The sequence below is a fragment of the Aeromonas sp. R3-1 genome (assembly GCF_040908345.1).
Taxonomy (GTDB): Bacteria; Pseudomonadota; Gammaproteobacteria; order Enterobacterales; family Aeromonadaceae; genus Aeromonas; species Aeromonas veronii.
The window spans coordinates 15123-28168 of sequence record NZ_JBFODN010000159.1 but is presented as its reverse complement, the minus strand read 5'-3'; the positions used below and the strand labels follow the sequence as shown (position 1 = coordinate 28168).

General features: G+C 62.8%; 10 protein-coding genes and 1 pseudogene. 4 read left to right on the top strand and 7 right to left on the bottom strand.

Annotated features, from left to right (window positions below; translation table 11 throughout):
• Positions 1-282: pseudogene (locus tag AB5Y85_RS09870) on the top strand (dioxygenase); the annotation flags it as partial.
• A 73-nt stretch (positions 283-355) separates the two neighbouring features.
• Here AB5Y85_RS09870 and AB5Y85_RS09865 read toward each other — a convergent pair.
• From AB5Y85_RS09865 to AB5Y85_RS09855, 3 genes are all read right to left on the bottom strand, one after another.
• Positions 356-4108: an AAA family ATPase gene (locus AB5Y85_RS09865; protein ID WP_257687877.1), complete on the bottom strand. Its 3753-nt coding sequence runs from the start codon at positions 4106-4108 to the stop codon at positions 356-358.
• Positions 4105-5331 carry an exonuclease SbcCD subunit D C-terminal domain-containing protein gene (locus AB5Y85_RS09860; protein WP_257687878.1) on the bottom strand — a complete coding sequence of 409 codons (1227 nt, stop codon included), beginning with the start codon at positions 5329-5331 and terminating at the stop codon, positions 4105-4107. The genes AB5Y85_RS09865 and AB5Y85_RS09860 overlap by 4 nt, the downstream gene beginning before the upstream one ends.
• A 103-nt stretch (positions 5332-5434) precedes the next feature.
• Positions 5435-5863, bottom strand: a complete 429-nt coding sequence (locus AB5Y85_RS09855; protein ID WP_005338252.1) for a GNAT family N-acetyltransferase — start codon at positions 5861-5863, stop codon at positions 5435-5437.
• 177 nt (positions 5864-6040) lie between these two features.
• Here AB5Y85_RS09855 and rdgC point away from each other — a divergent pair, with 177 nt between their 5' ends.
• Complete coding sequence (gene rdgC, locus AB5Y85_RS09850) at positions 6041-6952, top strand: recombination-associated protein RdgC (RefSeq protein WP_257687879.1); 912 nt, start codon at positions 6041-6043, stop codon at positions 6950-6952.
• 191 nt (positions 6953-7143) lie between these two features.
• Positions 7144-8925, top strand: a complete 1782-nt coding sequence (ggt, locus tag AB5Y85_RS09845; RefSeq protein ID WP_257687880.1) for a gamma-glutamyltransferase — start codon at positions 7144-7146, stop codon at positions 8923-8925.
• Between the two features lie 64 nt (positions 8926-8989).
• Here the strand turns inward: ggt and AB5Y85_RS09840 are convergent, their stop codons facing one another.
• Complete coding sequence (locus AB5Y85_RS09840; RefSeq protein ID WP_005338245.1) at positions 8990-9460, bottom strand: FKBP-type peptidyl-prolyl cis-trans isomerase; 471 nt, start codon at positions 9458-9460, stop codon at positions 8990-8992.
• 174 nt (positions 9461-9634) lie between these two features.
• Complete coding sequence (locus tag AB5Y85_RS09835) at positions 9635-10783, bottom strand: sodium:phosphate symporter (protein ID WP_005338243.1); 1149 nt, start codon at positions 10781-10783, stop codon at positions 9635-9637.
• Positions 10784-11032: 249 nt separating this feature from the next.
• Between AB5Y85_RS09835 and AB5Y85_RS09830 the strand changes: the two genes are divergently transcribed.
• Complete coding sequence (locus tag AB5Y85_RS09830) at positions 11033-11407, top strand: hypothetical protein (protein WP_257687881.1); 375 nt, start codon at positions 11033-11035, stop codon at positions 11405-11407.
• Between the two features lie 93 nt (positions 11408-11500).
• Here AB5Y85_RS09830 and AB5Y85_RS09825 read toward each other — a convergent pair whose 3' ends face one another.
• Together AB5Y85_RS09825 and AB5Y85_RS09820 are read right to left on the bottom strand one after the other, a co-directional pair.
• Complete coding sequence (locus tag AB5Y85_RS09825; protein ID WP_021230506.1) at positions 11501-12847, bottom strand: APC family permease; 1347 nt, start codon at positions 12845-12847, stop codon at positions 11501-11503.
• Positions 12847-12987, bottom strand: a complete 141-nt coding sequence (locus tag AB5Y85_RS09820) for a hypothetical protein (protein ID WP_005338239.1) — start codon at positions 12985-12987, stop codon at positions 12847-12849. The genes AB5Y85_RS09825 and AB5Y85_RS09820 overlap by 1 nt, the downstream gene beginning before the upstream one ends.
• Positions 12988-13046: the final 59 nt, after the last annotated feature.

Sequence of the window (13046 nt, the reverse complement as noted above, 5' to 3'; positions counted from 1 at the left end):
ATTACCCACAACCTGCGGGCGCTGGCACCGGAAGGCTCGCCGGTGCCGGAGTGGGCCAGCCAGTTTGTCGACTGGCTGGAGCAGAAGATGGCCGACGAGGATCGGCTGGCACTGCTCGACTATCGTCGGCTGGCTCCCGGAGCAGTGGAGTCCCATCCCCACGACGATCATCTGCGCCCACTCTTTGTGGCGTTGGGGGCCGCTGATGGTGTGGCGCCCACCCGGCTGCACGAGAGCTGGGATGGCGGCAGCCTCTATATGGGCGCCTACCGCTTCGGTTGATAGCCTCTCAACAAGACCCCGCCAATTGGCGGGGTCTTGTTGTTTACGGTGTTGGGGGGGGAGCCGAAGGCTCTCAGGGAATCACTACCCGGCTCTCGCCGCCGCCGAGGGCTTCGACCCTGATCTGCACGCCAATACGCTCCACCAGCGTCTGGACGTGGGAGATGACCCCGATCTGGCGACCGGCGGCTTGGAGGGAGTCGAGGCTGGCGAGCGCCAGATCCAGACTGTCCGGATCCAGGGTGCCAAACCCCTCGTCGATAAACAGTGACTCGACCTGGGTCTGCCGCGACGAGAGGCTGGAGAGGGCCAGCGCCAGCGCCAGCGACACCAGAAAACTCTCGCCGCCGGAGAGGGAGTCCACCGAGCGCACCTCGTCCCCCATGTCGAGATCCACCACCTGCAGCGCCAGATCGGTGCTGGGCACCCGCTCCAGCCGGTAGCGGGGCGAGAGCTCGGCGAGCTGGGCGTTGGCCTCTAGCAGCAGGCGTTCGAGGGTGAGGCTCTGGGCAAAGGTGCGGAACTTGGCGCCGTTGGCTTGCCCGATCAGATCGCACAACTGCTGCCAGTGATCGGCCACCGCCTGCTGGGCGGCCAGCTCCTGTTGCAGGCTGCCCGCCTTGAGCGCTGCGGCTTCGGCCTGTGCCAGCTTGCTCTTGCACTCGAACAGCTGCTCTTCAAGGGCGCGACAACGGGCATCGAGCGCCGTCAGCTGCTCGCTCAGCTCTGCATCCGGCAGGGCAGCCAGCTCGGGGTGATGCTCGCGATAGCGATCCCGCTTGCTCTCCTCCAGTGCCAGCGCCCGTTGCCGCTCGGCAAGGCGGGTGCGCGCCTCGCCAACCGCATCCTCCAGCCCTTGCAGGGCAGTGCGGCGCGCCTTGAGTTCATCGGGGCTGATGGCGAGCAGACGGCGCAGGTCGTATTCGGCGATGCCGAGGGTACTGGCGTGGGCAGCCCAGCGCCCCAGCACCTCCCGCTTGCGGCGACTGCTGGTCTGCTTTTCCTGCTCCACATGAGTGAGGCGGGTCTTGAGTTCGGTCTGCCGCTCCCGCAGAGCACGGGCGCTCTGTTGCATCGCCTCCAGTTCGCTGGCGAGTTGTTGCAGCCGCTGTTGCCAGCGGCTCTCGACCAACGGTATCTCCTCGCCACCGAGACAACCGCTGCGGCTGGTGAGCAGCCCCTGCCGCTGCTGCTCGTGCTCCTTGTAGTCCCGCTCCAGCTTGTGCAGTAGCTCGCGCTGGGTCTGCAGGCGGGCCTCCTGCGCACTTAGTGCCGGGGTGAGGCTGGCGATCTCGCTGGCCAGCCGCTCCCACTCGCTCTGGCCGTGCAGCCAGGCTTCGCAGGCTCGCTGCCACTCGTGCCACTGCTGGCTGCCGAGCCACTGGCGCCACGGTTGGCCGCCCATCTGTTCGTCGAGGCGGTGGGCGCCCTGTTCGAGGCGCTGGCGCAGGGTCGCCTCCTGCTCGCCCATCCCCTTCACTTCCCCTTCCAGCGCGATGCGCTGGCGATCGGCCTCCTGCCACTGCAGGTCAAACTGCTGGTGCTGGGCAGCCAGTTGGCTCAGTTGTTGACGCACCCCTTGCAGCTGTTGTTGGCCAAGCTGGGCCTGACGCAGCTGCTGCTGGCTCTGGGCCAACCCCTGCTCCAGCGTCTGTCCACGGCCAAGCAATGTGCTCATCAGCTCGTTCCACTCAATGGGGCTTTGGCGCAGCGGCAGCGAATGGCCGAGCAGGGTATCGCCCCCCAGCTGTTGCCAGCGCTGGGTCAGTTGCTCGGCGCGGGTTTCCAGCTCCGGCAGATGTTGCTGACGCACCGCCAGCTGGCGGGCCAGCTCCTGACGCTCGCTCTCGCACTGGATGTATTGATGATTGAGCCGATCCCATTCGAGTTCGAGGCTTCTGACCCGCTCCGCCAGCTGACCCAGGATCCCCGCCACCTGGGGTTGGCTCTGGCTGTAGGGGTGCTCCTCGGCGCCACAGAGCGGGCAGGGGGTGCCATCGCTCAGGATATGGCGATACTGCTCGAACGTGGCGATGGCGCGAGACTGCTCCAGCGCGTGGCGCGCCTCGTCCCGCTGCAGGGCGAGCCGCTCGCGGGCTGGCACCAGCTCTTCGCCAAGGGTGGCGAGTTTGCCGAGCGCCTGCTCCAGCTGGGCAATCTCCTGTTGCAAGCGGCCATGTTGTTCGCCGTGGTTGCGGCCATAGTCGGCCAGCTCCAGCAGCTGGCGCAGCTGACCCAGCTGTTCGGTTTGCTGCTGCCACTGCTCCTGCGCCTTGGCGAGGCGGCTGTCCCACTGCTGCTCCTGCAGCTCGTTCTGTTGCTGTTGCAGCCGGGCTTGTTCATGTTGCCAGTAGTCGCGCTCCTGCTGACCTTGCTCCAGCTGGCGCAGCAACTGCTGCAGGGTGCGCAGCTTGTGATCCCGCAGGGTGAGCAGCTGTTGTAGCTTGTCGGCATCCTCGGCCCAATCCTGCATGGCGGTGAGCAGGGGCTGCCACTGGCGAGCAACCGGTGCCAGCTCCTTGTGCTCTTCGAGCCAGAGTCCCCACTGCTGATGCTGCTGCTTGAGCAGTTCTACCTGTCGGCTCTGCTCGCGCCAGCCCTGCTCGAGGGTGAGCTGCACTTCTCGCTCCTGTGCCCCCTCCTGCTGGATCTTCTGCAACTGCTGCACTTTCTCCCGGATGCGGGTATCGAGCTCCTGCGCCCGCTTGAGTTCGGGTTGCAGGGCGCCCCATTCCCGCTCGGCGGCGATCTTCTCCGCCAGCAACTGCTGTTCGGTCAGCGCGCTCTGCTGGGTCTGCTCCTCGAGCTTGGCCAGCTCCGGCCCAAGCTCGGCGATCACCTTCTCCTGCTGCTGCACTTCCAGAGTGAGACGGGCCAGCTCGTCGTGATCGGCGCGGGCCACCTGGGCCTGTTCGGCACGGGCAAACTCATCGCGCTCGGGGGCCGCGGCGCCGTGGGCCTGCAGGGCGGTATCGAGCGCCGCCTGTCCCTCGGCGCAGCCCAGCAGTTGGGCGGCAATGCGGCTGTTGAGATCGCGCAGGTCCTGCATCAGCTGCTGTTGTTGCTGCTCGTGCTTGAGGGTGGTGGAGAGGCTCACCTGCTGGCTTACCCACTGTTCGCGGGTCGCTTCGTCCATCAGCGCCACGTCGCCGAGGCGCTGGGCGATGGTGGCCAGCTTCTGCTGCTCTTCCCGCGCCCGTTCATAGGTCTGGATGGAGATGGCGGAGTAGAGCTCGGTGCCGGTCATCCGTTCGAGCAGGGCGGAGCGCTCGTTGGCATCCGATTTGAGGAAGGCTGCAAATTCCCCCTGCGGCAGGATCACCGCGCGGCGGAACTGCTCCCAGGAGAGACCCACCAGCTCGTCGATGCGATCCTGCAGCTCCCGCTTGCTGCCGGAGAAAACTTGACCTGACTCCATATCGGTCAGAGCGCGCTCTTGCGCCTGAAAACGCCCCTCCGAGCGGTTTCGCGCCCGGCGCACCGCCCAGCGGGCCAGCCAGATGCGACCATCGCAGCCACGAAACTGCACCTCGGCAAAGCCGCTGGCGTGGCCGCGGCTGAGGATGCCGCGTACGTCGTTGGCCTTGAGCTTCTCTTCATCATCCATGCGGCCCACTTCGGCCACGTTCTTGCGATTGGCGATAAAGCGCGGCATCTCGTCGTATAAGGCCAGACAAATGGCGTCGAGCAATGTGCTCTTGCCCGCGCCAGTGTTGCCGGTGATGGCAAACAGACCCGCGGCGCCGAGCGCCCCCCTGGTAAAGTCGATGGTGAAGGGGCCGGTCAGACTGGCCAGATTCTCACCTGACAGAGACAAGATTTTCATTGGTTTGACTCCTTCACCTGCTCCAGGATCTCTTCAAACGAGGCGACCAACCCAGCCTCGGGCTCCCCTTCAAACTGGCGCTGATAGCAGAGGCGAAACACCTCGGTGGGGGAGAGTTCATCGAGCCTGCGCCGCTCGCGACCATCGGCCAGCCCTTCTCCCGAGCCCTGATAACTGGTCGTAATGCGGGCCAGACGCACCGGTTTGTCTGCGATGGCGGCGAGAATCCGCTCGCGGATGCGCGCCTCTGGCTTGGGCAGCAGCAGCCGCACTTCGAGGAAAGGTTGTGCCTCTTGTGGACAAGCAGGCAGCTCGAGCGATGCGATGGCGTTCAGCGCGTCGTCGAGGGTGCTCTGGGGCAGGCGGATCATCTCCACCGCGCGGGGCACCGGGATCCGCTCCAATCCGGTCAGTTTGCCTTCTGCAAAGGTCACTTCCAGCACCTGATGGTTGTAGTTGGCTTCGGCGAGCGATAGCGGTAGCGGCGAGCCGCTGTAGTGCACCCCAGTGGCCGGGCTCTGGGCCAGATGGAGGTGGCCGAGCGCCGTGTAGTCGGCACCGGCAAAGAGTTCGGCGGGCAGGGCGTGCTGGTTGCCGCCGAGCACCCGCCGCTCCGACAGCTCCGAGAGCTGGCCCGCCGCCAGATAGGCGTGGCCCATGGCGATGAGCGGCAGCGCCTCCCCACAGCGAGCGCGCCCTTCGGCCAGCACCTCGGCGTAGATCTGTCGAACCCCTTCGATCAGTCTGTCCTGCCCCTCAGCCAGCTGTTCCACCCGCAGATCGCTGCTGCGCAGGAACGGCACGGCGGCACACCAGGCGGCAATGTTGCCCTCCCGGTCTTGCAGCGGTACCAGCAGACGGTCGGTCTCGAGCTTGCCCTCACTGTCGCGGCTGATGCTGCCCACCAGATGCAGATCAAAGGCGCGCAGCAGTTCGTGTGGGGCATCGAGCTTGGAGGGGGAGTCGTGGTTGCCGCCGATCAGCACCATGTTGAGGTGGGGCATCTCGGCGCGCAGCCGCGCCAGAAAACGGTAGAGTTGCTGCCAGGCGCTGGCGGGGGGATTGGCGGTATCAAACAGATCGCCCGCTACCAGCAGGGCGTCGATCTCGCGCGCCTTGAGGGTGTCGCTCAGCCAGTCGAGAAAGGCATCGTGTTCAGAACGGCGGTCATGACCATGAAGTTGATGGCCAAGGTGCCAGTCGGCGGTATGGAGGATTTTCATTGGAAAGCAGCCCGGTTGCAGGGACGGTGCCTGTGGCACCCGATGAGGACAAGATGAGGATGCCCCGTGCTTTTTTCAAGTAAAACAGGGGGCTGGCATCGATTCAGGCAGGTTCGCAGCACATCCGGTATTGGGGGTGGCCGGTGAGGGGATCGGACTCCTCGGCCTCGATAACGAAGCCGTGGCGGCGATAGAAACGCACCGCCTGATCGTTCTCGACGAAGACCCGGGCGTGGAGCGACGCCCCCTGACGCTTCGCCTCCTGCAGCAGGGCGTGGCCGACACCGCGGCCCTGACGGTCGGGGCGCACGAACAGGGCGGCGAGATAGTTGTCCACCAGTGCCATGAAACCGAGCAGATCGCCGCGCTCCTCGAACACCCAGATGGCGGCGCGATCGAGATAGCGGGTACGCAGATCCTCCTGGGCCTGCCACCAGCAGGAGGCATCGACGAAATCGTGGGCCTGCAGGGAGGCCAGCAACCAGATTTCGACGATCTCTTCCATGTCTTCCGGGCGACTGGGCCGCAACATACCTTCATCCTTATTAACAATTTACTTTCGCAGTCTAGGAGAACTTGATGAACAAACAGGTGACATAAATGAGACCCTGTGAGGTCGATCGCCCTTTATTTAGCGAGAATGATTGGCTGATCACAAAGCGCCTCTCTAGTACAATGCCCGCCGGACAATCTAGAGACCGAGGACGCCATGTGGTTTAAAAACCTGCAGATTTATCGCTTTACCCGCCCCTTTGACCTGACAGTGGATCAGCTGGAAACCCAGCTGGAAGCCTGCGTCTTCACCCCTTGCGGCAGTCAGGACATCTCCCGTTTCGGGTGGGTCAAGCCCCTTGGCAAATTCGGCTCAACCCTGACCCACTCTGCTTCCGGCCACATCCTCATCTGCGCCCGCAAAGAGGAGAAGATGCTGCCAGGTACCGTGGTCAAGGAGATGCTGGCCGAGAAGGTAGAGGCGATCGAGTTCGAACAGGGTCGCGCCCTCAAGAAGAAAGAGAAGGAAGCGCTGAAAGAGGAGATCCTCCACACCCTGCTGCCCCGTGCCTTCAGTCGTACCAGCCAGACCTTCGCCTGGATCAATCCGGCCGACAATTTGATGGTGGTGGATGCAGGTTCTGCCAAGAAGGCGGATGATCTGCTGGCACTGCTGCGCAAATCCATCGGCTCCCTGCCGGTGGTGCCGGTGGCCCTCAAGAACCCGCCGGAGATCACCATGACCGAGTGGTTGAACGAGGGCAATCTGCCCGCCTCCTTCACTCTGGAAGATGAAGCCGAGCTGCGCAGTGCCATGGAGCACGGCGGCATCATCCGCTGCAAGCAGCAGGATCTGATGACGGATGAAATCAAGAACCATCTGGCCAACGACAAGCTGGTGACCAAGCTGGCCCTCAACTGGGGCGAGACCGTCAGCTTCGTGCTGGGGGATGATCTTTCCATCAAGCGCCTGAAATTCAGCGAAGAGCTGCGCGAGCAGAACGACGACGTCACCAGCGAAGATCCGGCCGCCCGTCTGGATGCAGACTTCGCGCTGGTCACCGCCGAGCTGTCCCAGTTTATCCCGGCGCTGTTTGCCGCCCTGGGTGGCGAAGAGCAGTCCATCTAACCGGACTTGCGCCTGTTTGGCCTCTGCCATCCCATCGTAAAAACCGCCTTCGGGCGGTTTTTTTATATCTATTGCGGATAGCCATTATTGATAGATGAGTAAGATATTGATCTTGTTCAATAACTTGAGCTGTCAGCGCCAATCGTGACATAGTCCCTCTTCATGGTCATAAAACAGACAAGGAGAGTGTCATGTTGCGCAAACCTCTGGGGCTGGCTATCGCCCTTGCCTTGCTGGCCGGTTGTGCCAGTGACAACGGCTTTCACTACACCCCGCCAGCCCAGACCCTGATCGCACCCGAAGCCGCCAGTGGCTGGACCGACAAGCAGGGCTGGCAGGGCCATGACTTCATGGTGGCGGCCGCCAACCCGCTGGCGGTGGATGCGGGCTACCAAATCATCAAGGCCGGTGGCAGTGCCGTCGATGCCGCCATTGCGGTACAGCTGGTATTGACGCTGGTGGAGCCGCAATCCTCCGGGATCGGTGGCGGAACGCTGCTGCTGGTGTGGGATGGCCGCAAGGTGAGTGCGGTGGATGGCCGCGAGACGGCGCCGGCCGCTGCCACCGACCAGCTGTTTATGCAAGATGGCAAGCCGCTGGCGTTTTATGACGGGGTGGTGGGGGGCCGCTCGGTCGGCGTTCCCGGCACCCTGCGCGCTCTGGCACTGGCCCATCAGCGTTATGGCAAGCTGCCCTGGGCTGTGCTGTTCGAGCCCGCCATCACGCTGGCAGAACAAGGATTTGTGATAAGTCCACGACTGGCCACATTGCTGGCCAAGGATCCCTATCTGGCACGGGATCCGCAGGCGCGTGCCTACTTCTATCAGGCGGATGGCAGCCCCAAAATGGCGGGTACCCGGCTGACTAACCCAGCGCTGGCCAAGGTGCTGCGCACTCTGGCCACAGAGGGGGCGGATGCCTTCTATCGGGGGTCGCTGGCGGATGCCATGGTGGCCAAGGTGCGTCAGCATCCCACCAATCCTGGGGTACTGGCAGCCACCGATCTGGCCAGCTATCAGGCCAAAGTGCGGGATGGCCTCTGCTTTGACTATCGCCAGAGCAAGATCTGCGGCTTTCCCACTCCCTCGTCCGGCACCCTGGCGCTCGGCCAGATCTTCGGCATGCTGGAGAGCCGCGATATGGCGGCCCTCAAGCCGATCACCACGAAGGAGGTGGGACTGGCTGCTTCCAGTGAGGCTATCCACCTCTACAGCGAAGCGGCGCGCCTGGCCTTCGCCGATCGCAACCAGTACGTCGCCGACAGCGATTTTGTCAGCGTGCCGGTGAAGGGGCTGCTGGACAAGGGCTATCTGGCCGAGCGGGGCAAGCTTGTCGGTCAGCACTCCATGGGGATTGCCAAGCCCGGCACGCCGCCACTGGCGCTGGCACGCGGCAAGGATGCGACCCCCGAACTCCCCTCTACCAGCCATGTCTCGATCGTCGACAAGGCGGGGATGGCTATCTCCATGACCAGCTCCATCGAGGATGGTTTCGGGTCGCGCCAGATGGTCAACGGCTACCTGCTCAACAACCAGCTCACCGATTTCTCCTTCACCTCGGTGGATGCCGCCGGTCTGCCGGTGGCAAACCGGGTGGAGCCGGGCAAGCGGCCCCGCTCCTCCATGTCACCCCTGCTGGTGTTTGACAAGCCAAGCGGCGAGCTGATCATGACGCTGGGCTCGCCGGGGGGCTCAGCCATCATCAACTACGTGGGCAAGACCCTGCTCGGCACCCAGGATTGGGGCCTGAACCTGCAACAGGCCATCAATCTGCCCAACTTTGGCAGCCGCAACGGTCCCACCGAGCTGGAAGTGGGACGCACCCCCATGTCGGTGGTCGAGGGGCTGAAGGCGAGGGGACATGAGGTGGTATTGAACGAGCAGACCTCCGGCCTGCAGGGGGTTGAGCGCAACACTGGCGGCTGGTTTGGCGCAGCGGATCCGCGTCGGGAAGGGATCGCCAAGGGAGAATGACGCTCCCATAACAACAAGGCCAGCATAATGCTGGCCTTGTTGCTGATGGAGCGTGACGGAGCGGTTACTGGATACCCAACAGCTCCACGTCAAAGATCAGGACTGATCCCGGCGGGATTTTGCCAGCTGCACGGTCGCCGTAGGCGAGGTTGGCGGGGATGTAGAAACGGGTCTTCTCACCTTCCACCATCAGCTGCACCCCTTCGGTCCAGCCAGCGATCACCTGATTGAGGCCAAACTCGATGGGCTCGCCACGGGCGACCGAGCTGTCAAAGACGGTGCCGTCCAGCAGCTTGCCCTCGTAGTGCACCTTCACCTTGCTGGTGGCGGTGGGGTGAACGGTGCCTGTGCCCGGGGTCAGCACTTCGTACTGCAGGCCTGAGGCGGTGGTGGTCACCAGCGGTTTGTCCTTGTTGCTGGCGAGGAACTCGGCGCCAATCCGCACGTTGTCGGCCGCCAGCTTCTTGTTGTTGCTGCTGGAGTAGAAGTAGTAGGCCACACCGGCGATGAGCAGCGCGATCAGTATGAATTTCATCGGTTTTTCCTGTTCCATGAAATGTAAAAAGTGCAATGAGGGCGCCATCTTATCGCGCACCGACCCTGATGGCGAGCCACAGGGCGGGAGGATGTGAGCGGGCAGGCAAAGCTCGGAGACGCAGACGCAAAAAGGGGCGAGTCGGTGACTCGCCCCTTGTCATGGCGGCGGCGCTTACTTGGCGGCCACCATCATCAGGGCGGGCAGGGCGAAGAAGAGACCCGTCACATAACCCAGAGCCAGCAGCTTGTTCTCGCTCCCTACCCGGGCCAGCCCCTCGGCGGCGCGCACCGGCAGGTCGCGCAGGAAGGGGATGCCATAGATGATGACTACGGCAAAGAGGTTGAACAGCACGTGGACCAGCGCGATGGTCAGGGCCAGCTGGGCACCGGCTCCGCTGATGGCGGTGGCAGCCAGCAGGGCGGTGATGGTGGTACCGATATTGGCCCCCAGGGTGAAGGGGTAGAGCTGACGGGTGCTGAACACGCCGCCGCCGGCCAGCGGGATCATCAGGCTGGTGGTGGTGGAGGAGGACTGCACCATGATGGTCACCAGCGCACCGGAGGTGATGCCGGTCAGCGGGCCACGGCCCAGCGCCTTGTGCAGCACCTCTTTGGCTCGGCCAACCAGTACCTGTTGCAGCACTTTGCCGAGATAAGTGACGCAGGCGAGGATCAGCAGGATACCGATGATGATGGTCGCGATGGCGGCACCCTTGCCCGGCAGGAAGGCCACGGCGCTGTCAATCAGCTGCTGGGCCGGTGCGGTCAGCGGCTTCATGAAATCCATGCCCTTCATCGACATATTGGCGGAGCCTACCAGCAGGTTGGCCAGCCACTCGGCGCTATGTTGCAGCAGGCCGAACATCAGTTCCAGCGGCAGGAAGATGAACACCGCCAGCAGGTTGAAAAAGTCGTGCACGGTGGCGGCGGCGAAGGCGCGGCGGAACTCGGCGCGATCCCGCACATGGCCCATGGAGACGATGGTGTTGGTGATGGTGGTGCCGAGGTTGGCACCCATCACCATGGGGATAGCCATGCTGATGGGCAGGCCGCCAGCCACCAGACCGACGATCACCGAGGTGACGGTACTGGAGGATTGCACCAGCGCGGTAGCGAGAATACCCAGCAGCAGGGCGACAAAGGGGTTGTTGGCAAAGGCGAAGATCTGGGCTGCGCCCTCGGCGCCGCCGGAGAAATCTTTGAAGCCGTGGGAGATGGCGCCCACGGCAACCAGGATCAGGTAGACCAGTACGATGACACTCATCCAGTTGAACAGGGCGCGGGTCGCGGGCGGCTGTGACAAGGAGTGATGGTGTTGCATAAAGCCTCTTGAGACGGTCGTTCCGTCTTGGGTTGTTGATGACCCGCGCATTTAATCAATGGTTAATGACAGAAATATGACAACGTGACATTTCGATGATGTTTTTATGACGACGAACTGCGGCGACAGGCGCTGACCGAGCCGGTTGGCTCTGGGGTGGCAAAAGGGGGGACGAAAGCACTGCCGCCTTGTCAGCCGGAATGTGATCGCTACACTGCGCCCCTTTATTGGCAAGCAGGAGTAAACAAGATGATGCGTGCATGGATCCTCTCTCTGTCGCTGGGGCTGCTCTCGGCAGGGGCGCAGGCCAGCCTGTTGAAAACCGACTGCAACCTCGACAAGGCCCTCAAAAACGAAGCGGTGAATGCGACTCTGGGAGTCAAGGGCAACTGTGATACCAGCAAGCTGGTGAAGCAGGAGAAAGAGAAGGTGAAAGCTGAGGTGCAAAAAGGCCGCAACGACCTGCTGGGCGAGAAGCGTGCCGACCTCAAGGAGAGCGGCAACGGTATGCAGCAGAAGATGGACAAGGCAAACCAGCAGATGCACAAGGCGGAGCAGGATGCCAAGACCATCGCTCGCGATCCGCTCAAGGCTGCGGCGACCGCCGTACTGGATAAGCAGTAAGCAGACCGGGCCAAGCCCGTGTGACCGGCAACAGACCGGCAGCAAAAAGGGGAGCCATGGCTCCCCTTCTGTCTATCCGTTATCCGCAAAGGATCAGGCGTCAGCCGCTTCCTCGTACTGACGGAACGGGATGCGGAACACCGCCAGACGCAGGAACAGATAGGTTGCGCCGAGGCCCGCCCAGATCAGGCCCAGCTCCAGCGAGCTCTGCTCCAGGTTGATCCACAGAGCACCTATGGTGGCGGCGCCGAGCAGCGGCATCAACAGGTAGATGACGTGATCCTTGAGGGTCTTGTTGCGCTTCTCGCGTACCCAGAACTGACCGATCACCGACAGGTTGACGAAGCTGAACGCCACCAGTGCGCCAAAGTTGACCAGCGCCAGTGCGGTATCCAGATCAAACGACACGGCGGAGAGGGCCAGACCGCCCACCATCAGCACGTTGATGGCCGGAGTACGATATTTCGGGTGGATGTAGCCAAACACCCTCTCCGGGATCATGCGATCACGCCCCATCACGTAGAGGATGCGCGAGACACCTGCGTGAGCCGCCATGCCGGAGGCCAGTACCGCGACCGTGGTGCAGACCAGTACCACGGACTGGAAGAAGGTGCCGCCAACGTAGAGGGCGATCTCCGGCAGTACCGCATCCGGATGCTGGAAGCGGGCGAGGCTCGGGAAGTAGAGCTGCAGGCAGTAAGAGACCACCACGAAGATGATGCCGCCGATAAGGGCAGTCAGCACGATCGCCTTGGGGATCACCTTGCCAGCGTTCGGAGTCTCTTCGGAGAGGGAACTCAGACCGTCAAAGCCCAGGAACGAGAAGCAGAGGATGGTCGCACCGGTAAAGAGCGGTACCAGCTGTGCTGACTCGAAGTGGAACGGACGGCTGCTCATCAGGGTGCCAGCCCCTTCGCCGTGGTAGATGCCCCACGCCATCAGGCCGATAAAGAGGGTGATGATGGCCAGCTGGATCACCACGATCAGACCATTGAAGTTGGCGACCAGATTGATGCCGCGCAGGTTCAGGAAGGTCATCACGGTCACCAGACCGAAGATGAACACCCAGGGCTCGACGCCCGGGAACATGGCGGTCAGGTAGATCTTGGCCAGCAGGATGTTGATCATCGGCATGAACATGTAGTCGAGCAGGGATGACCAGCCGACCATGAAACCGACGTAGGGGTTGAACACCTTCTGGGCATAGGTATAGGCAGAGCCCGCAGAGGGGAACTTGCGTACCAGATGTCCGTAGCTGAAAGCGGTGAGCAGGATGCCACCCAGAGCCAGCAGATAGGCGGTGGCGACCCGGCCATCGGTGATGTCACCGACGATGGCGAAGGTGTCGAAGACAGCCATGGGGGTCAGATAGGCCAGACCCATCACAATCACTTGTGTCAGGGTAAGGGTCTTGAGCAGCTTGGCGTTTTGCGATGCCATTACGCTTTCTCCTCAATCAGTGCCGCAGCACGTGCTTGCAACGAGCGCAGGGATACGATGGATTCGCAAGCCTGTACATCAAGGGCGCCGGGGAGGCGCATACCGGGCTGTACCGGCAGGAAAGCATTAAAACGCCCCATTGTTATCCTCTCAACGTCGGGAGATTGTTTGGCAATCTCGAATATCACTTCCGGAAACG